Annotated in this window: 18 protein-coding genes; 12 read left to right on the top strand and 6 right to left on the bottom strand. The window is 70.7% G+C overall.

Going from position 1 to position 16,800, the window contains the following annotated elements; all coding sequences use genetic code 11:
* Positions 1-7 precede the first annotated feature (7 nt).
* From OHS70_RS32230 to OHS70_RS32220, 3 genes are all read left to right on the top strand, one after another.
* On the top strand, positions 8-877 hold the full coding sequence (locus OHS70_RS32230; protein WP_328403297.1) for an acyl-CoA thioesterase: 870 nt from the start codon (positions 8-10) through the stop codon (positions 875-877).
* A 451-nt stretch (positions 878-1,328) separates the two neighbouring features.
* Complete coding sequence (locus OHS70_RS32225; RefSeq protein ID WP_328403295.1) at positions 1,329-1,817, top strand: glutathione peroxidase; 489 nt, start codon at positions 1,329-1,331, stop codon at positions 1,815-1,817.
* Between the two features lie 49 nt (positions 1,818-1,866).
* The gene (locus OHS70_RS32220; protein ID WP_328403293.1) at positions 1,867-2,127 is read left to right on the top strand and encodes a hypothetical protein; all 261 of its coding nucleotides are present in this window, start codon (positions 1,867-1,869) and stop codon (positions 2,125-2,127) included.
* Between the two features lie 70 nt (positions 2,128-2,197).
* Here the strand turns inward: OHS70_RS32220 and OHS70_RS32215 are convergent, their stop codons facing one another.
* The gene (locus tag OHS70_RS32215) at positions 2,198-3,424 is read right to left on the bottom strand and encodes an acyl-CoA dehydrogenase family protein (RefSeq protein WP_328403291.1); all 1,227 of its coding nucleotides are present in this window, start codon (positions 3,422-3,424) and stop codon (positions 2,198-2,200) included.
* Positions 3,425-3,588: 164 nt separating this feature from the next.
* Here OHS70_RS32215 and OHS70_RS32210 point away from each other — a divergent pair, with 164 nt between their 5' ends.
* The gene (locus OHS70_RS32210) at positions 3,589-4,224 is read left to right on the top strand and encodes a TetR family transcriptional regulator (protein ID WP_328403289.1); all 636 of its coding nucleotides are present in this window, start codon (positions 3,589-3,591) and stop codon (positions 4,222-4,224) included.
* A 74-nt stretch (positions 4,225-4,298) separates the two neighbouring features.
* Here OHS70_RS32210 and def read toward each other — a convergent pair whose 3' ends face one another.
* Complete coding sequence (gene def / locus OHS70_RS32205) at positions 4,299-4,883, bottom strand: peptide deformylase (protein ID WP_328403287.1); 585 nt, start codon at positions 4,881-4,883, stop codon at positions 4,299-4,301.
* Positions 4,884-5,031: 148 nt separating this feature from the next.
* Between def and OHS70_RS32200 the strand changes: the two genes are divergently transcribed.
* The 4 genes from OHS70_RS32200 to OHS70_RS32185 all read left to right on the top strand — a co-directional run bounded on the left by OHS70_RS32200 (position 5,032) and on the right by OHS70_RS32185 (position 9,261).
* Entirely contained in the window at positions 5,032-6,270 is a 1,239-nt protein-coding gene (locus OHS70_RS32200; protein WP_328403285.1) for a Mur ligase family protein, read from the top strand.
* A gap of 28 nt (positions 6,271-6,298) precedes the next feature.
* Complete coding sequence (locus tag OHS70_RS32195) at positions 6,299-7,027, top strand: type 1 glutamine amidotransferase (protein ID WP_328403283.1); 729 nt, start codon at positions 6,299-6,301, stop codon at positions 7,025-7,027.
* Between the two features lie 153 nt (positions 7,028-7,180).
* Complete coding sequence (locus OHS70_RS32190) at positions 7,181-8,206, top strand: 6-phosphofructokinase (protein WP_328403281.1); 1,026 nt, start codon at positions 7,181-7,183, stop codon at positions 8,204-8,206.
* A 104-nt stretch (positions 8,207-8,310) separates the two neighbouring features.
* Positions 8,311-9,261, top strand: coding sequence for a cytochrome c oxidase assembly protein (locus tag OHS70_RS32185; protein ID WP_328403279.1), 951 nt, complete (start codon positions 8,311-8,313; stop codon positions 9,259-9,261).
* Positions 9,262-9,613: 352 nt separating this feature from the next.
* Here the strand turns inward: OHS70_RS32185 and OHS70_RS32180 are convergent, their stop codons facing one another.
* The gene (locus OHS70_RS32180) at positions 9,614-10,552 is read right to left on the bottom strand and encodes a class I SAM-dependent methyltransferase (RefSeq protein WP_328403277.1); all 939 of its coding nucleotides are present in this window, start codon (positions 10,550-10,552) and stop codon (positions 9,614-9,616) included.
* Positions 10,553-10,630: 78 nt separating this feature from the next.
* Between OHS70_RS32180 and OHS70_RS32175 the strand changes: the two genes are divergently transcribed.
* Together OHS70_RS32175 and OHS70_RS32170 are read left to right on the top strand one after the other, a co-directional pair.
* Positions 10,631-11,215 (top strand): helix-turn-helix domain-containing protein, encoded by a 585-nt coding sequence (locus OHS70_RS32175; RefSeq protein WP_328403275.1) that lies wholly within the window; start codon positions 10,631-10,633, stop codon positions 11,213-11,215.
* Positions 11,216-11,380: 165 nt separating this feature from the next.
* A complete protein-coding gene (locus OHS70_RS32170; protein WP_328403273.1) occupies positions 11,381-11,539 on the top strand; it encodes a hypothetical protein in 159 nt (52 codons plus the stop codon).
* 51 nt (positions 11,540-11,590) lie between these two features.
* Here the strand turns inward: OHS70_RS32170 and OHS70_RS32165 are convergent, their stop codons facing one another.
* Positions 11,591-11,998, bottom strand: coding sequence for a subtilase-type protease inhibitor (locus tag OHS70_RS32165; protein WP_328403271.1), 408 nt, complete (start codon positions 11,996-11,998; stop codon positions 11,591-11,593).
* Between the two features lie 363 nt (positions 11,999-12,361).
* On the opposite strand from OHS70_RS32165, the gene OHS70_RS32160 reads away from it, so the two are divergent.
* Complete coding sequence (locus tag OHS70_RS32160) at positions 12,362-12,574, top strand: DUF6381 family protein (RefSeq protein ID WP_328403269.1); 213 nt, start codon at positions 12,362-12,364, stop codon at positions 12,572-12,574.
* Between the two features lie 104 nt (positions 12,575-12,678).
* Here the strand turns inward: OHS70_RS32160 and OHS70_RS32155 are convergent, their stop codons facing one another.
* Complete coding sequence (locus OHS70_RS32155) at positions 12,679-13,671, bottom strand: DUF3048 domain-containing protein (protein WP_328403267.1); 993 nt, start codon at positions 13,669-13,671, stop codon at positions 12,679-12,681.
* A 246-nt stretch (positions 13,672-13,917) separates the two neighbouring features.
* Here OHS70_RS32155 and OHS70_RS32150 point away from each other — a divergent pair, with 246 nt between their 5' ends.
* Positions 13,918-15,246, top strand: a complete 1,329-nt coding sequence (locus tag OHS70_RS32150; RefSeq protein ID WP_328403265.1) for a diacylglycerol/lipid kinase family protein — start codon at positions 13,918-13,920, stop codon at positions 15,244-15,246.
* Between the two features lie 33 nt (positions 15,247-15,279).
* Here OHS70_RS32150 and OHS70_RS32145 read toward each other — a convergent pair whose 3' ends face one another.
* Positions 15,280-16,686, bottom strand: coding sequence for a DUF2252 domain-containing protein (locus tag OHS70_RS32145; RefSeq protein ID WP_328403263.1), 1,407 nt, complete (start codon positions 16,684-16,686; stop codon positions 15,280-15,282).
* Positions 16,687-16,800 lie beyond the last annotated feature (114 nt).

The raw sequence follows: 16,800 nt of genomic DNA, 5'->3' as shown, positions 1-16,800 counted from the left end.
CGTGCCGATGACCAACCCCGCCGAGCGGCTCGTCGATCTGCTCGACCTGGAGCAGATCGAGGTCAACATCTTCCGCGGGCGCAGCCCCAACGAGTCGCTGCAGCGTGTCTTCGGCGGGCAGGTGGCGGGCCAGGCGCTGGTCGCCGCCGGTCGCACGACCGACGGCGAACGCCCGGTGCATTCGCTGCATGCCTACTTCCTGCGGCCGGGCATCCCCGGCGTACCGATCGTCTACCAGGTCGAACGGGTTCGGGACGGCCGCTCGTTCACCACCCGCCGGACCACCGCCATCCAGCAGGGCAAGACGATCTTCAATTTGACGGCGTCCTTCCACCGCCCGGAGCCGGGCAGCATCGAGCATCAGCTGCCGCCGCGCCTGGACTTCCCGGCCCCCGAGACGCTGCCGTCGGTGACGGCGGAGATCAAGGAGCACCTGGGCGCACTGCCCGAGGCGCTGGAGCGGATGGCCCGCCGGCAGCCGTTCGACATCCGGTACGTGGACCGGCTGCGCTGGACGCAGGAGGAGATCAAGGACGCGGACCCGCGCAGTGCGGTGTGGATGCGCGCAGTCGGCCCGCTGGGCGACGATCCGCTGGTGCACACCTGCGCACTGACCTACGCGAGCGACATGACGCTGCTGGACGCGGTGCGCATCCCGGTGGAGCCGCTGTGGGGGCCGCGGGGCTTCGACATGGCATCGCTGGACCACGCCATGTGGTTCCACCGCCCGTTCCGCGCCGACGAGTGGTTCCTGTACGACCAGGAGTCGCCGATCTCCACGGGGGGCCGGGGCCTGGCCCGTGGCCGTATCTACGACCGTGAGGGCCGGCTGCTGGTGTCGGTGGTGCAGGAGGGTCTGTTCCGTCCGATCCGCTGAGTGATCAGGCGTCCGGGGACTTCCTCGTCCGCCTGCGACGATCCAGGCCGCGAGGTCGAGGCAGGCCCCGCCGGTGCGGTGCCCGAGCCGGTGCGGCTCGATCTCCGGCCGGCTGTTGAAGCACGGGTCGATGGGCACCGTCAGCGCCTGCTCCTGCCGGTCGCGCAGTCGCGCCGCGCCCGCTGTGCCCCGTGCCGTCGGGCAGGGCGCCTTCCAGGGCCCCGGCGGGCGGTGCCTCACCCGGCGCCGTGTCGAAGCGGACCGACGTACCGTCGGCGTGTTGCGGGTCGGTGAAAGCCGGCACGCGTTCATTGTGCAGATTTTCCGCGCAGGCGCGGGAGTTGGGGCGAATTCGGCCCGGTCGCCGCACTCGGCGGGCGCTCCGGCGTCGTCCCGGTTTCTGCGTGCGGTCCACAATGGCTGTCGAACGCTTTTCGACGAGGAGAACGCGATGACTCTGTACGACATCCCGCTGTGCACGCTGACGGGTGAGGACACCACCCTGGCTGCATATCGCGGACAGGCCGTCCTGCTGGTCAATGTGGCTTCGAAGTGCGGGCTGACGCCGCAGTACGCAGGTCTCGAGCGCCTGCAGAAGGAGTACGGCGAGCGCGGCTTCACCGTGCTCGGTGTGCCGTGCAACCAGTTCGCGGGCCAGGAGCCGGGCACCGCGGACGAGATCCAGTCGTTCTGCTCGGCGACCTACGGCGTGACGTTCCCGATGCTGGAGAAGACGGACGTGAACGGCGAGGACCGCCACCCGCTGTACGCGGAGCTGACCAAGGTCGCGGACGCGGACGGCGAGGCCGGTGACGTCCAGTGGAACTTCGAGAAGTTCCTGATCGGCAAGGACGGCGCGGTCGTGGCCCGGATCCGCCCGCGCACCGAGCCGGAGGCTCCTGAGGTCCTGGCGGCGATCGAGGCGCTGCTGTCCGCCTGAGGCCGTACCGAGCGGCTGTTTCGCACATCACCATCCCGGGGGGGACTTGATGGCAGGCACGAGCAAAGGAAGCAGCTGGCCCGTCTTCGCCGGTTTCTGCGGCGGAGCCCTCGGAGCGCTGCTGGCGCTCTGGGCGGCGTACGAGGCGTTCACGGGCGGCGCCTGGGCACCGCTGGGGGTCGACTTCACGGCCGACAGACCCCTGATCGGCGTCCTTGTGGCGCTCTTCGGGACGCCGCTGCTGTTCAAGGGCGCATTTGTCGCGGTGCTGCTGCCCTCGATGCTGATCGAGAAGCTGACGCGCCGCTGAACCTGCGCCACGCACGCACACTGAGGCTGCGGTCCCGGGCGGGACCGCAGCCTCCGGCGTCACCGGGCCGTCAGCGGATCGGCAGGCCCGCCAGGGTCCGTGCGATGACCAGGCGCTGGATCTCGCTGGTGCCCTCGAAGATCGTGTAGATCGCCGAGTCGCGGTGCATGCGCTCCACCGGATATTCGCGTGTGTAGCCGTTGCCGCCCAGGATCTGGATGGCCTGGGCCGTGACCTTCTTCGCGGTCTCACTGGCGAACAGCTTGGACATCGAGCCCTCGGCCGAGGTGAACGGCTTGCCCGTGGTCGCCATCCAGGAGGCGCGCCACACGAGCAGCCGTGCCGCGTCGATCTGGGTGCGCATGTCGGCGAGCTGGAAGGCGATCCCCTGGTTGTCGATGATCGGGCGGCCGAACTGCTCGCGCGTCTTGGCGTACTCGAGTGCCTCCTCGTACGCCGCGCGGGCGGTGCCCACCGCCATGGCGCCGACGGCCGGACGGGATGCCTCGAAGGTGGCCATCGCGGCGTTCTTGACCCGCTCGCCTCCGCTCCTGGCACGCTCGCGGGCCTTCGCCAGGCGGTGGTCGAGCTTCTCCTTGCCGCCGAGCAGGCAGTGGCCGGGGACGCGGGCGTAGTCCAGGACCACTTCGGCGGTGTGCGAGGCACGGATGCCGTGCTTCTTGAACTTCTGGCCCTGCGAAAGGCCGGGGGTGTTCGGCGGGACGATGAAGGAGGCGTGGCCCTTGGAGCCGAGCTCCGGGTCGACGACGGCGACCACGATGTGGACGTTGGCGATGCCCCCGTTGGTCGCCCAGGTCTTGGTGCCGTTGAGCACCCACTCGTCCTTGGCCTCGTCGTAGACCGCGCGGGTGCGCATGGCACCGACGTCGCTGCCGGCGTCCGGCTCGGAGGAGCAGAAGGCGGCGAGCTTGACATCGTTGGCGTCGCCGTACATCTGGGGGATCCAGGTGCCGATCTGCTCCTCGGTGCCGTTGGCGATGACGCCGATGGCCGCGAGGCCGGTGCCGACGATCGACAGGGCGATGCCCGCGTCGCCCCAGAAGAGCTCCTCCATCGCCATCGGGATACCGAGCCCGGTGGGGTCGAAGAACTGCTGGGCATAGAAGTCGAGGGAGTAGATGCCCACCTTGGCCGCTTCCTGGATGACCGGCCAGGGGGTCTCCTCACGCTCGTCCCACTCGGCGGCGGCCGGGCGCATGACGTCCTTGGCGAAGCCGTTCAGCCAGTCACGGACCTGCTTCTGGTCGTCATTGAGATCGAGCGTGAACTCGGTCATGTCCCCTCCAGTACTACGGCGCCCACCAGCGCGTTACTTCCGGTAACATCAGTATGTTACCGGTTAGTAGCCCATGTCAACCGAGCAGAGCCCGATCACGTGTTCAGGTGCGTGGGTGTTACCTTGCGCGTCACGCATTTCGCAAGGGCGGGGAGAGACGAATCATGGAGACCTCACATCATCAGCGGTCGGCCGAGCAGCGGCGCCGGGAGCTGCTCGAGGCAGCCGACCGTGTGGTGCTCCGCGACGGACCGCACGCCTCCATGAACGCCATAGCCGCCGAGGCGGGCATCACCAAGCCGATCCTCTACCGGCACTTCGGCGACAAGGGCGGGCTGTACCGCGCACTCGCCAAGCGCCACACCGACGCCCTGCTCAGGGCCCTCCAGGTGGCGGTGGACGCGGATGTCGACCGCCGCCAGCGGGTCGCGGGCACCCTCGACACCTATCTCGCCGCGATCGAGGCGCGCCCCCAGGTCTACCGGTTCCTGATGCACCCGGCCGAGGACAACCAGCCCGCCGAGCAGGGCTTCGACGTCGGCCGGCACTCCGCACCGCTGCTGCGCCGTCTCGGCGAGGAGCTGGGCAAGGTGATCGCCGACCGGGTGGACCTCGGCCCCGACGGCGACCGGCTGGCCCGGGCGTGGGGCCATGGAGTCGTCGGGATGATGCATGCGGCCGGGGACTGGTGGCTGGCCGAACGCCCTTGCTCCCGCAGCGAGTTGGTGGAGAACCTGACCGACCTGCTGTGCGGGCGGCTGTTCGAGGTCGACGACCGCGTGGGCGGGCCCGGCTTCTAGCCAGGCCCCGTCCGGGCGCTCACACCGGCCTCGGCGTCCGCGGTGGCGCCTCGAGGTGCCGCCGCCACGGCTCGCTAGGACCGGGCGCTGCGCCCCTCGCGAAGCCGTTCCAGCCCGGCGGCACTCACCCACGGTGAGCGTCGTGCCGCGCGCAGGGCACGCGAGCGGCGCCAGGGTGTGAGGCGGTCGGTGTAGACCGTCCCCTGCACGTGGTCGTACTCGTGCTGCAGGCACCGCGCGAAGAACCCGGTGCCTTCCACCCGCACCGGCGCCCCGTCCCGGTCGGCACCCTCCACCACCGCGTGGTCGAAGCGCTCCGTACCGGACTCGAGACCGGGCAGCGACAGACAGCCCTCCGGACCACGGACGCTGACCCCGTCCGCGGCGACCAGGCGCGGATTGACGACATGTCCGAGGTGGCGGACGTCGTCGTCGTCGGGACAGTCCCAGACGAACACCCGCAAAGGGACGCCGACCTGATTGGCCGCGAGCCCGACGCCGTGCGCCGCGTACATCGTGGCGAACATGTCCTCGATCAGCTCGGCCAGCTCGGGGCCGAAGTCGGTGACGGGCTCGCAGGGGGCGTGCAGTCCGGGTTCGCCGAGCAGGCTCATCGCCCGCACGAGACCGGAACTGCCGGGGATCGGCCGGTTTCGCATGGCGCACAGCGTACGATCCCGCCGCTTTCCCCCCACATTCCCGCCGTTCCGGCCTGACCTCCACACCATTCCCCCGGTGCCGAGGTACGGGCGGTCCACCTCACCTGGATAGGCTGGCTCCGGACCGAAGCAAGGAGGATCAAGGACGATGTCAGGCAACTCGGAAGCCTTGACGCCGCGAGCCAAGCTGGCCGTGACGGCAGGCAAGGCCGCGGCGGCGGTGTCGCGCGCAGCCGGCCGCGGCAGCGGATCGGTGATCGGCGGCCGGGTCGCGCTCAAGCTCGACCCCGACCTGCTGGGGCGGCTGGCGCAGCACCTGGACGTCGTCCTCGTGTCGGCGACCAACGGCAAGACCACCACGACCCGGCTGATCGCCGAGGCACTGCGGGCCAGTGGCCCGGTCGTGTCCAACGCGCTCGGTGCCAACATGCCCGCGGGCATCACCTCGGCGCTGGCCGGCGGCTCGGACGCCAGGTACGGCGTGATCGAGGTCGACGAGAAGTACCTCGCCGGTGTCGCCCGCGATGTGACCCCGAAGGCGATCGCGCTGCTCAACCTCTCGCGTGACCAGCTGGACCGCGCCGCCGAGACCCGGATGCTGGCCGAGAAGTGGCGCGAGGGCCTGACCGGCACCAAGGCCACCGTGATCGCCAACGCCGACGACCCGCTGATCGTGTGGGCGGCATCCTCCTCGCCGAACGTGGTGTGGGTGGCGGCCGGCCAGGAGTGGAAGGACGACGCCTGGTCCTGCCCGTCCTGCGGCGGTGTGATGCAGCGCCCCGGCGACGACTGGTTCTGCGGCGAGTGCGGCTTCCGCCGCCCCGCGCCGAGCTGGGTGCTCAGCGGCGATCACGTTCTCGACCCGCACGGCAGCGCCTGGCCGATCCATCTCCAGCTGCCCGGCCGGGCCAACAAGGCCAACGCCGCCACCTCGGCCGCGGTCGCCGCCTGCTTCGGGGTTCCGCCGCAGGTCGCGCTGGAGCGCATGTACCAGGTCCAGGCCGTGGCCGGCCGGTACGACGTCGTCACCTTCATGGGCCGTGAGCTGCGCCTGCTGCTGGCGAAGAACCCGGCCGGCTGGCTGGAGACGTTCTCCCTGATCGACCCGCCGCCGACGCCGGTCATCCTCTCCGTGAACGCCCGTGGCGCCGACGGCACGGACACCTCCTGGCTGTGGGACGTGGACTACACCCGGCTCGCCGGCCACCCGATCTTCGTCATCGGCGACCGCAGGCTGGACCTCGCGGTCCGCCTCGAGGTCGCGGGCCTGGACTTCCGGGTGTGCGACTCCGTCGACGAGGCGGTGCAGCTGGCTCCGCCCGGACGGATCGAGCTGATCGCCAACTACACCGCTTTCCAGGACGTGCGCCGCCGCGTCGGCAACTGATCCGCGGCCCCGAAAAGGACTGACAATCATGAGTGACAGCAGTCTGCGTCTGGTCTGGGTCTACCCGGATCTGCTCAGCACCTACGGCGACCAGGGCAACGCCCTGGTCGTGGAGCGCCGCGCCCGGCAGCGCGGCCTGGACGTGATGCGGATCGACGTACGCAGCGATCAGCCCGTCCCCACGTCCGGCGACATCTATCTGATCGGCGGCGGCGAGGACCGGCCGCAGCGGCTTGCGGCCGAGCGCCTGCGCCGCGACGGCGGACTCGGCCGGGCCGCGTCCAACGGTGCGATCATCTTCTCGGTCTGCGCCGGCTACCAGATCCTCGGCCACGAGTTCATCAACGACCTCGGTGAGCGCGAGCCGGGTCTCGGACTGATCGACGTGGTCTCCACGCGCGGCGAGGGTGAGCGGTGCGTGGGCGACGTACTGGCGGACATCGACCCGCGGTTGGGCCTGCCCCAGCTGACCGGCTTCGAGAACCACCAGGGCATCACCCACCTCGGCCCCACCGCCCGCCCCTTCGCACAGGTCCGCCTCGGGCGGGGCAACGGCACCGGCGACGGCACCGAGGGCGCGTACAACGACACCGTTTTCGGCACCTACATGCACGGTCCGGTCATGGCCCGCAACCCGCAGATCGCCGATCTGCTGCTGAAGCTGGCGCTGGACGTGAACGCGCTGCCGCCGACCGACGACCGGTGGTACGAGGCGCTGCGCGCGGAGCGGATCGCCACCGCGACACAGCCCGCCTGACGGGCAGTTCGCTCACCTGAGCACTCGGCCGGGAGCGCGGTCCAGCACTCGGACGCCTGGTTCGGCCCCGCCACTCTGCGCCGGTAGGGTGGCGGGGATCCAACCGGACGACGTGGTCCGGAGTCGGCCCACTTTGCAAAGGTATTTCGGGCTATGCGCATTGGTGTGCTCACCTCCGGCGGCGACTGCCCCGGTCTGAACGCCGTCATCCGATCCGTCGTGCACCGTGCCGTCGTCGACCACGGCGACGAGGTCATCGGCTTCCACGACGGCTGGAAGGGCCTCCTGGAGGGCGACTACCGCAAGCTCGACCTCGACGCGGTGGGCGGCATCCTGGCCCGTGGCGGCACCATCCTCGGCTCCTCCCGGGTCCAGCCCGCGCACCTTCGCGACGGCGTGGAGCGGGCCAGGGGGCATGTGGCCGAGCTGGGTCTGGACGCGATCATTCCGATCGGCGGCGAGGGCACTCTCAAGGCCGCCAATCTGCTCTCCCGGGCCGGGCTGCCCATCGTCGGCGTCCCGAAGACCATCGACAACGACATCGCGTCGACCGACGTCACCTTCGGCTTCGACACCGCGGTCGGGGTGGCGACCGAGGCACTTGACCGGCTGAAGACCACCGCCGAGTCGCACCAGCGCGTGCTGATCGTGGAGGTCATGGGCCGGCACACCGGCTGGATCGCCCTCCACTCCGGCATGGCCGCCGGCGCGCACGCCATCGTCGTGCCTGAGCGTCCCTTCGACATCGACGAGCTGACCAAGCGGGTCGGGGAGCGCTTCGAGGCGGGCAAGCGGTTCGCGATCGTCGTCGTCGCCGAGGGCGCGAAGCCCCGCGAGGGCACGATGCAGTGGGACGAGGGCGGCAAGGACATCTACGGGCACGAGCGGTTCGCGGGCGTGGCCCGGCAGCTGTCCGTCGAGCTGGAGGAGCGGCTCGGCAAGGAGGCCCGCCCGGTGATCCTGGGGCACGTCCAGCGCGGCGGCACCCCGACCGCGTACGACCGCGTTCTCGCCACCCGCTTCGGCTGGCACGCCGTCGAGGCCGCGCACCGGGGCGAGTTCGGCATGATGACCGCTCTGCGCGGCACCGACATCACGATGGTGCCGCTGGCCGAGGCCACCGAGACCCTCAAGACCGTGCCGGCGGAGCGGTACGCCGAGGCCGAGTGCGTGCTCTGATCCGGTAGCAGGACCGACGAGGCGCCCCCGGCCGCAGCGGCGGCCGGGGGCGGTTCTAGTCTGGTCCGGACAACAAGCGCGAATCGGGACTCGGGAGTACACAGATGGATCACAGCGGGCACGGCATGACGCTGGATCTGCCGCCGTTCACGCTGGGGCGGGGCCTCGCGTACTCACCGGACCCCTTCTTCCTGGTCGCCTGTCTGCTGGCGCTCGGCCTGTACGGCTGGGGGGTCCTGCGGCTGCGGCGTCGCGGCGACGCCTGGCCGGTCAGCCGCACCGTCTTCTTCGCCGTCGGCGTGCTGAGCGTGGCGTTCGTGATGTGCACCAAGCTGAACGACTACGGCATGGTCATGTTCAGCGTGCACATGGTGCAGCACATGGTGATCAGCATGGTGTCGCCGATCATGCTGCTGCTCGGCGCCCCGATCACGCTGGCGCTGCGCGCGCTGCCCGTCGCGGCGCGGGGCAGCAAGGGGCCGCGCGAGGTGCTGCTGATGCTGCTGCACAGCCGCTACATGCGGATCGTCACCCACCCGGCCTTCACGATCCCGCTCTTCATCGCCAGCCTCTACGCCCTGTACTTCACGCCGCTGTTCGACTTCCTGATGGGGTCCAAGCCGGGGCACATCGCGATGATGGTGCACTTCCTCGCCGTCGGACTGGTGTTCTTCTGGCCGATCATGGGCGTCGACCCCGGTCCGCACCGGCCCGGCTATGTGATGCGGATGCTGGAGCTCTTCGCGGGTATGCCGTTCCATGCGTTCTTCGGCATCGCGCTGATGATGGCGACCGAGCCGATGATCAAGGCGTACGAGAATCCGCCGGCCTCGCTCGGTATCGACGCGCTCGCCGACCAGACCGCGGCGGGCGGGATCGCGTGGGCCTTCAGCGAGATCCCGTCCGTGCTGGTGCTGATTGCGCTGGTCTTCCAGTGGTACCGCTCCGACCAGCGGCAGGCCAAGCGCCGGGACCGGGCCGCGGACCGCGACGGGGACAAGGAGCTCGAGGCGTACAACGCGTATCTCGCCTCGCTGCAGGCGCGGGGGCGGTGACGGCGTAGCCCGGGCACGCGGCCTTGGCGGGCCGCTCTGCTCCGCACCTACGTACGTCCCTTCGAAGCGTGTCGCGAGAGCGCACGGCTTCCCACCGCAATGGTGAGCGCGAAGACGCCGGGCGTCGCCGACGTCGTGGACAGGATGAGGGAACCGGCCGCTGTGGCGATGAGCCCGACGATGGCCATGTGTTGTGCGCCGACTCGGTCGGCAATACGACCGGCCGGCACGTCGGCGCGGTGACAGGCGGACCGGCCGACAGGACGAGCCCGAGAAGGGCGTCATCGACCCGGCCCGGTGGTGCCCGGGCCGGTTCCGGCCCGGGCACCACGGGACTCCGTGTCCGGCACGGTCACGCAGCCGGGCGCACGCCCGTGAAGACCGTGGTGGCGGAGAGCAGGAAGGCGTCGGGCCGCCGCAGGATGCCCTCCGGTGCCCCGGGATCGAGCAGCACGTCGAGGGTCTTGCGGTCCTCCACGTCGAGGGACTCGCTCATCGCCTCCCGCAGCAGGGTCAGATGGGAATGCAGGTAAGCACGGCCTGTCTCGCCCAGCGGTGCCGACAGGTCGAGGAGGGAAGTGAACCTCCCGACGGCGGCGAGCCCGGCGCGGCCGAGCATCGCGGGCCAGTCCTCGACCACAGAGGTACTGCCGGGCAGTTCGGCCCGCATGGTCTCGAACCAGTGCTCCTGGGCGGCGTCGAGCCGTGCCTGGAGGCCCGGCCTGCCGATGCCGATGTCGCGTGGGAGGAAGCGCATCGGCAGGCCGCCCTCCGCCACGGCGAGCAGCCCGCCGGGCCTCAGCACACCGGCGAGCCCGTTCAGCACCCCCTGCTGATCTCCGAGGTGGTGCACCGCCCTGCTGCTCCAGACCAGATCCGCCGTGCCGAGGCCACCTTCCCCGCGCCCGTCACCGCCGTCCAGAGCCTCGGACAGCTCCGCGTGCCGGACGGCCACCCTGCCGCCGAGGCCGAACCGCTCGGCGCGAGTCAGGGCGCGGTCCAACAGCCCGGGCGTACCGTCCACGGCGACCGCCTCGGCGTCCGCGAAGACCTCGGCGAACACGCAGGTCATCACGCCCGGCCCGCTGCCGATGTCGAGGATGCGCCTGACCTCCCTCTCGGGGCCGAGCAGTTCCCTCAGGCGGACCGCGGTCCGGCGGAGGAGCGGGAGCTGCAGTTCGCCGCTGTTCTCCAGCTGGGCGGCCATGACCTCCCAGTCGATGTCGGTGTGGTTGTGCCCATGTCCATGCCCGTGACCCTGTCCGTGACCGGAATCGCTGTGTGCGCTCATGCCGCGGAGCGTGCACCCCGCAGGACGGGATCGGCAACTCTTGTTGCCGATCCCGGGACAGCGGAGTGGAATGCCCGCATGGACACATCGCCGCCCTACCGAACGGTCCTCGACGAGGTCGCCCCCCGGCTCAGACGGCTGCGCGCCAAGCACGGCCTCACCCTGGCCGCGCTCTCCGAGGCGACCGGTATCTCCAAGAGCACCCTCTCCCGGCTGGAGTCCGGCCAGCGCCGCCCCAGTCTGGAACTGCTGCTGCCGCTCGCGGGTGCCTACCGCGTGCCCCTGGACGACCTGGTCGGCGCCCCCGAGGTGGGAGACCCCCGGGTACGGCTGACACCCCGCACCCTGCCGAGCGGCGGCACTTTCGTCCCCCTGACCCGGAGTCCGGGCCCTCTTCAGGCGTACAAAATGATCATCCCCGACCGGGGTACCGAGCCGGAACTCCGTACGCACGAGGGCTACGAGTGGCTGTACGTGCTGGACGGCCGGCTGCGGCTCGTCCTCGCCGAGCACGACCTGGTGCTCGGCCCCGGTGAGGCCGCCGAGTTCGACACCCGGCTGCCCCACTGGTTCAGCAGCGCGGACGGGCGGCCCGTCGAGGTCCTCAGCCTCTTCGGGAGGCAGGGGGAACGCATGCACGTTCGCGCGAAGCCCCGCGTATGACGGCGGACAGCCAGGAGCCTTTCACGCACAGCAGTCCTGGACATTCGGCACCTGACCACGGACGTCACAGGTCCCATGACCCGGGCAGTAGCGCGGCGCCCTCCTTCCGGGCGACGATTGTCCTCAACGGCCTCGGCCGTCGGCGGCCGTCCTAGGAGGGCATGCATGTCCGGATCCACGAAGGCGATGGGAATGCTGACCGTCGGGGCCCTGGTGGTCGTGACGGCCTACACGGCAGCGCTCGGCAGCAATGGCTGGCTCTGGTTCGGCTGGGTGGTGCTCGGCCTGGTGACGATCGGGGTGATCGCCTCGCGCAACACCTGATCCGTCACCCGCCGCGCGACACCTGATCCCCGCCCGCAGGGCGGCGGACGCTCAGAACCGGAAGACGGCGCCCGTGGCGACGGAGAGTTCGCAGGTGTTGGAGTAGGTCTTGTGCCAGGCGGTCGGGCGGCCGCGCCACGAGCCGGTGGCGCTGACGGTGACGGGGTCGTACTCCTTGGTGCACGGGTGCGGATCGCCCGGCAGCGTGTCCAGGTCGCCACGGGCCACGGCCAGTTCCGCGCAGGCGGCAACCGGCTCGGGATGCGCCCCACCAGGCAGCGGGCTGCAGCGCAGCAGCACGCCACGGATCCAGGTGTTCTCGTCGCCCGACACGGTCAGGAACAGGCCGCGGGGAGCCGTCGGCAGCTCGGTGGGGTCCGGTGCAGGGGTCGCCGCGGCGGGGACGGCCGCGATGGCGGCAACGAGGACAGCTGCGGCGAGAGCGGCGGTGCGGTGCATCCGGTGCTCCTGGGGTGGGAGCCGACTCATGTCGGACAAGGGCATACGACGAAGCCCAGAGCACCTCCTGGCGCTTCGCAGAGCAAGGCGCCACGCCGCCGGCTGACGCGTTCGGGTGCACCGAACGGCCCGTACGGCTGTGCACATGCCCGGGGCCCGCTGCCCGGTCCGAGGCCCGTCGGTCCCTCCGGCGCCTCCTGGGTCACCGGGGCCGATGTCGTCTCGGGCGCCGGTGACGACATCATCCGCACGTGGTTCGACCGCATACGGTTTGACCTGGTGCGTCACGGGAAATCGGCCAGATACCGAGACGACATTTCGGGATGGTAAAGACGGTCATGTCCGTATCCGCAGGAGGGCGCCATGTCCGAGCAGGAGAGCGGTCGTCTGCACGCCGAGCACGATCGGGACAAGGCGGAACAGCTGCTGCAGCGCGCGAGCCGCTCGACCGACCCCGATGAGGCGGAGCGGCTCCGCTACCGGGCGGAGCAGCTGAGGATCAAGAGCGAGGCCACCCTGCGGGGCGAGCCCGGGGACGAGGCTGGCGACATCCGCGAGGCACCGAACGCCCACTGAACGCAGTCGCGCCTCGCTCGCGAGGCGGCGAGGCAGGCGCTTCATGCCGGGGCCTGCCGCTTGCGGAATCCGGCGCCCCGACCTCGCCCTCGGTGCGGGCGAGGTCATCGGGCTGCGAGGACCACCCAGACCTGCCCCGGGGCAAAGGCGAGCGGCTGTCCGGTGGTCGTGGTGAAGGAGGTGCCGCTCGCGGCGGTGGGCCTGCTCCAGCGGGCGTCGTGACTCCGGCCGTCGCGCAGTACGAGCGCGCTTCCTGCTCCCACGCTCTCCGTGTACGGCGAGACGCTGCCCCCTCGGTCACTGAACCGGGAGGGATGGATGTCGACGTACTGGACGACCACCGTAGAAGCGCCCAGCCGTCCGCCGTCCGTCGTCCGTGCGGCGACCCCGTCCATACCCACCAGCCACCGCCGCTCGGTACCCGACCAGGTGAAGGTGAACCGCGCCGCCGGGAAGCGCACGGTGTGCTCGCTCACGGGCGTGCCGCCCGCAGGTGCTGCGCCGAACCGGAAGCCGATGTCGCCTGCCGTCGTGGCCTGCGGCGCCGCAGCAAGGGCGCGTTCCGGATCCAGATAGAGGTTGTGCGGTGCCAGGCGGGTCCGATCGCGGACGTAGGCCTGCGGAGCGTCACCCTGCGCGAGGGCGACGAGCGGAGCGGCATGGATCAGCGGGCTCAGCGCGGAATGCGAGCCGGAGTACGCAAGTGCCGCACGGCCGAACTGCCCCAGCAGTTCGATGTCCGATTCGCGGGCGCTGCGCACCGGCCCGACCTTCTCCGGCAGCCGTGAGGAGTAGATCGCGAGGAGGCGGCTCTGACCGGCCTCGACCTGCTCGACATAGACGATGTCCGCCTCGGCGAGTCCGGTGTGCGGCCGTGCGGGCAGCACGTTGTCGATCTTGACGGCGAGCACCGGCGCGGAGCGGGCGGGGAGTCCGGTGAAGTACGACAGCCCCTGCTGCCCGGCAGCGGAGACCGGCGGCGCGGGGGTGGGTCGGGGGCTCGGCTCGCTCCCGGAGCCGGAGCAGCCGAAAAGCACGGCGGCCGCCGCAGCGGTGACAATCCGGCCGGCCGGCCTCGACCTGCGCTTCGCATCCATCCTTGTGCACCCATCGGTCCGGGTCCCGAGCTCAGTGGACCACGGCAGTCAGAGCCGGAACAGAGCTGAGGCACCGATGCGATGCGCTGCCCGGAGTCGGACACGGCTGCGCTGCCCGGACTCGTATACGGCCGTTCGAGGACCGCAACCGTGAGGCGTGATCCGCCGCCTGGTAGTGCAATGGCTGTGTGGCGCCGGGCGAAGTGGCCGTAGCGGCCACGTCGGTGGTGGAGGTCGGGAGGAAGCATGGGCAGTGGCTTCGGCATGCACAGCGACCCTGCGCGGCGCTGGGCAGCCCGTCTGGCGATCACCGCGCTCGCCGCGGGGCTGCTCGTGCTGCCGGCCGCCGCCGGGGTCCAGAGCATCGGACTGGTCCTCGTCGGGCTTGCCGGCCTGGTCGTCACCGTGGCCGCGGCTTGGTGGGCCGTCAGCCGAAGAGGCCTGGTGAGGGGGCTCTCCGTGCTCCTTGCCGCGGCTGCGCAGGCGGCGGTGATCGCTGTCGTCGCCGTGGCCGGCCTGCTGTGGGCAGTATTCGCCATGCTCGCGTTGTGGGCGGTGGCGGCCGGCGCCGGCTGGGCCGCGCTCGGCGCGGAAGGCGGGCACACGGCGCCGAGCGAGTACGTCACTCCCCGGCCTCGGCGGCCGTTCTTCATCATGAATCCGCGTTCCGGCGGCGGAAAGGTGGGGCGTTTCGCCCTGGAGGAGAAGGCGAAGGCTCTCGGCGCGGAGATCGTGCTGCTCGATCCCGCGGCTCCCCAGGATGTCGCCGCGCTCGCGCGCCGTGCCCTCGCCGACGGCGCGGATCTTCTGGGTGTGGCCGGCGGTGACGGCACGCAGGCTCTCGTCGCCGGTGTCGCGGCGGAGCACGACGTGCCGTTCCTGGTGATCCCGGCGGGAACCCGGAATCACTTCGCCCTCGATCTCGGCCTCGACCGCAACGACCCGGCGACGAGTCTGGAGGCGCTGTCCGACGGGGTGGAACTCCGCGTCGACCTCGGTCGCATCGGCGAGCGGGACTTCGTCAACAACGTGTCGTTCGGCGCCTACGCCACCGTGGTGCAGAGCCCGGCGTACCGCGACGACAAGATCCAGACCATCCTGCGTCTGCTGCCGGACGTGCTGACCCGCCAGGTCGGGCCCCGCCTGACCCTGCGCTGCGGCGACGTGGTGGTCGACTCCCCGCAGGCGGTGATGGTGAGCAACAATACGTACCAGGTGGGAGACCCGGCCGGGCTGGGGCGGCGGGAACGGCTGGACGCCGGGGTGCTCGGCGTGCTGAGTGTCAAGGTCGACAGTGCGGTGCAGGCGGCCGCGCTGCTCGCCGGCGAACGCTCTCCCGGCCTGACTGTTCTGACCGCCGGTGAAGTCGTCGTCGATGCGGACGCCGCTGAGGTCCAGGCCGGAGTCGACGGGGAGGCACTCACCTTCCCGGCCCCGGTTCACTGCGTGATCAGACCCCGGGCCCTGCGGGTACGTGTCCCCCGGCACCGCCCCGGTGTGCCCCGGTTGCGGCCGCGCCTGGACTGGCGGCGGCTGCGTGAACTGGCGTTCACGCGCGGACCCGGGCACCCATAGCGGACCTTGCTCGTCCGCCGCGGGCCGGGGCCGTCAGGCAGCGACCGTCGCCGCGGTGAGCCGGCCGGACTCCACGGCCTGCCGGAAGGCGTCGTAGTCGTGTTCGTTCTGGTCCGCGTACGCCTCGGCGAACTGGGCCAGGGCGCGGGCGAACGAGTCACTGGTGCCGAGATAGGCGGCGATGGCGATCGGATCCCCGGAGCGGGCGTGGGCGCGGGCGAGCGAGGCGCCGCACACGCCGCCGAACACCCGTAGCATCTCCGCGGTCATGGTGTCGGGCTGGACGATGCCCTTCCAGTCGTGCAGCTGTCTGATGTAGAAGTCGCGTCGGCGGCCGTCCACTCCTACGGCGCGCTCCCAGCCGAGGAAGATGTCGCCCGCAGTCTGCATCAGCCGCTGCCCGGCGACGACACGCTCCCCTTCGTTGTCGTATCCACTTCGCTCGGTGTACGCGGCGAGCACAGACTCCCCCGCCTCCTTGGCCTGGAGGATCAGCGGATCGTCGTCGTCCCTGCCCACCAGCAGGATGATCCAGCACCGGGTGCCCACGCTTCCCACCCCGACCACTTTGCGCGCCATGTCGACGATGCGGAAGCGATCCAGAAGGTGACGGCGTTCCGAGGACAGCGTGAGCCGGTAGCCTCCGAGAAGGCTGCGCAGCCATACCTCGAGATCGTCGTTCTCCACTCCGGGGAGCAGGTCCCGGACAGGCGTGATCAACGGTGGGTCGGGGGCGAACCGGCGCACGCCGTCCACCACGTGCGTGAGTTTGTCGAAGGCCTGGATGTTGTCCCGGGTACGGGCTTTGGCCATGGCCCGTGAGGCCCGATGACGCATCACCTCGGTCGGCAGCAGCGCTTGGAGCTCGTCGGTGTCGTCCTCGGCGTACCAGACGTCGAGCGTGTGACTGCCGGCGAAGCGGTGCATCCGCTCCTGGTAGTGCTCGACCGCCTCCTTGACCGCGGCGGAGCGCTGCACTTCGTCGAAGTCATTCGCGCGGCCGGCGATGACAAGGCTTGCGCAGAGTCGCTTCACATCCCATTCGAACGGGCCGGGATGTGTCTCGTCGAAGTCGTTGATGTCGAAGACCAGGCGCCGCTCGGGAGATGCGAGCATCCGGAAATTGAGCAGGTGGGCGTCGCCGCAGAGCTGCGCCGTGATGCTGGTGTGAGGCGCCGGACCGAGGTCGGCCGCCATGATCGCGGCGGCGCCCCGGTAGAACCGGAACGGCGACTCCAGCATCCGGCCGTAGCGGAAGGGCACCAGTTCCGCCACCCGCGTGGCGGACTGTCCTTCGAGGATGTCGACGGGATCCGGCCGCTCACCGGAAGGGACGAACCGGGCGTGCTGCGATCGTCGCAGCACGGAGCGTGCCGCTCTGCCCTGAGCTGCCCGCTCAGCCACCGTGAAGTGGCTGCGGGCGGAGGATGTGGCAGTCATGGGTGGCCTCCCCGTCACTTGGCCCGGAGACAGGCTCCTCCATGATCGCGCGCTCCGCCGTCGGCCGCACGACGGCGGAGCGCGCGCCGCGCACCGGATGCCCTCCACGAAGAG

Origin of the sequence: Streptomyces sp. NBC_00390 (assembly GCF_036057275.1) — a bacterium.
In the GTDB taxonomy this organism is placed as follows: domain Bacteria; phylum Actinomycetota; class Actinomycetes; order Streptomycetales; family Streptomycetaceae; genus Streptomyces.
The sequence above is the reverse complement of the archived record's forward strand: the minus strand, read 5'-3'. Positions and strand labels throughout refer to the sequence as shown.

Excerpts from the sequence above, each read along its gene's own strand:
- OHS70_RS32145 (WP_328403263.1), bottom strand. The coding sequence starts at position 16,686 with ATGACTGCCACATCCTCCGCCCGCAGCCACTTCACGGTGGCTGAGCGG.
- OHS70_RS32175 (WP_328403275.1), top strand. The coding sequence starts at position 10,631 with ATGGACACATCGCCGCCCTACCGAACGGTCCTCGACGAGGTCGCCCCC.
- OHS70_RS32185 (WP_328403279.1), top strand. The coding sequence starts at position 8,311 with ATGGATCACAGCGGGCACGGCATGACGCTGGATCTGCCGCCGTTCACG.
- OHS70_RS32210 (WP_328403289.1), top strand. The coding sequence starts at position 3,589 with ATGGAGACCTCACATCATCAGCGGTCGGCCGAGCAGCGGCGCCGGGAG.
- def (WP_328403287.1), bottom strand. The coding sequence starts at position 4,883 with ATGCGAAACCGGCCGATCCCCGGCAGTTCCGGTCTCGTGCGGGCGATG.
- OHS70_RS32180 (WP_328403277.1), bottom strand. The coding sequence starts at position 10,552 with ATGAGCGCACACAGCGATTCCGGTCACGGACAGGGTCACGGGCATGGA.
- OHS70_RS32215 (WP_328403291.1), bottom strand. The coding sequence starts at position 3,424 with ATGACCGAGTTCACGCTCGATCTCAATGACGACCAGAAGCAGGTCCGT.
- OHS70_RS32150 (WP_328403265.1), top strand. The coding sequence starts at position 13,918 with ATGGGCAGTGGCTTCGGCATGCACAGCGACCCTGCGCGGCGCTGGGCA.
- OHS70_RS32225 (WP_328403295.1), top strand. The coding sequence starts at position 1,329 with ATGACTCTGTACGACATCCCGCTGTGCACGCTGACGGGTGAGGACACC.
- OHS70_RS32165 (WP_328403271.1), bottom strand. The coding sequence starts at position 11,998 with ATGCACCGCACCGCCGCTCTCGCCGCAGCTGTCCTCGTTGCCGCCATC.
- OHS70_RS32155 (WP_328403267.1), bottom strand. The coding sequence starts at position 13,671 with ATGGATGCGAAGCGCAGGTCGAGGCCGGCCGGCCGGATTGTCACCGCT.
- OHS70_RS32195 (WP_328403283.1), top strand. The coding sequence starts at position 6,299 with ATGAGTGACAGCAGTCTGCGTCTGGTCTGGGTCTACCCGGATCTGCTC.
- OHS70_RS32160 (WP_328403269.1), top strand. The coding sequence starts at position 12,362 with ATGTCCGAGCAGGAGAGCGGTCGTCTGCACGCCGAGCACGATCGGGAC.
- OHS70_RS32170 (WP_328403273.1), top strand. The coding sequence starts at position 11,381 with ATGTCCGGATCCACGAAGGCGATGGGAATGCTGACCGTCGGGGCCCTG.
- OHS70_RS32230 (WP_328403297.1), top strand. The coding sequence starts at position 8 with ATGACCAACCCCGCCGAGCGGCTCGTCGATCTGCTCGACCTGGAGCAG.
- OHS70_RS32190 (WP_328403281.1), top strand. The coding sequence starts at position 7,181 with ATGCGCATTGGTGTGCTCACCTCCGGCGGCGACTGCCCCGGTCTGAAC.
- OHS70_RS32200 (WP_328403285.1), top strand. The coding sequence starts at position 5,032 with ATGTCAGGCAACTCGGAAGCCTTGACGCCGCGAGCCAAGCTGGCCGTG.
- OHS70_RS32220 (WP_328403293.1), top strand. The coding sequence starts at position 1,867 with ATGGCAGGCACGAGCAAAGGAAGCAGCTGGCCCGTCTTCGCCGGTTTC.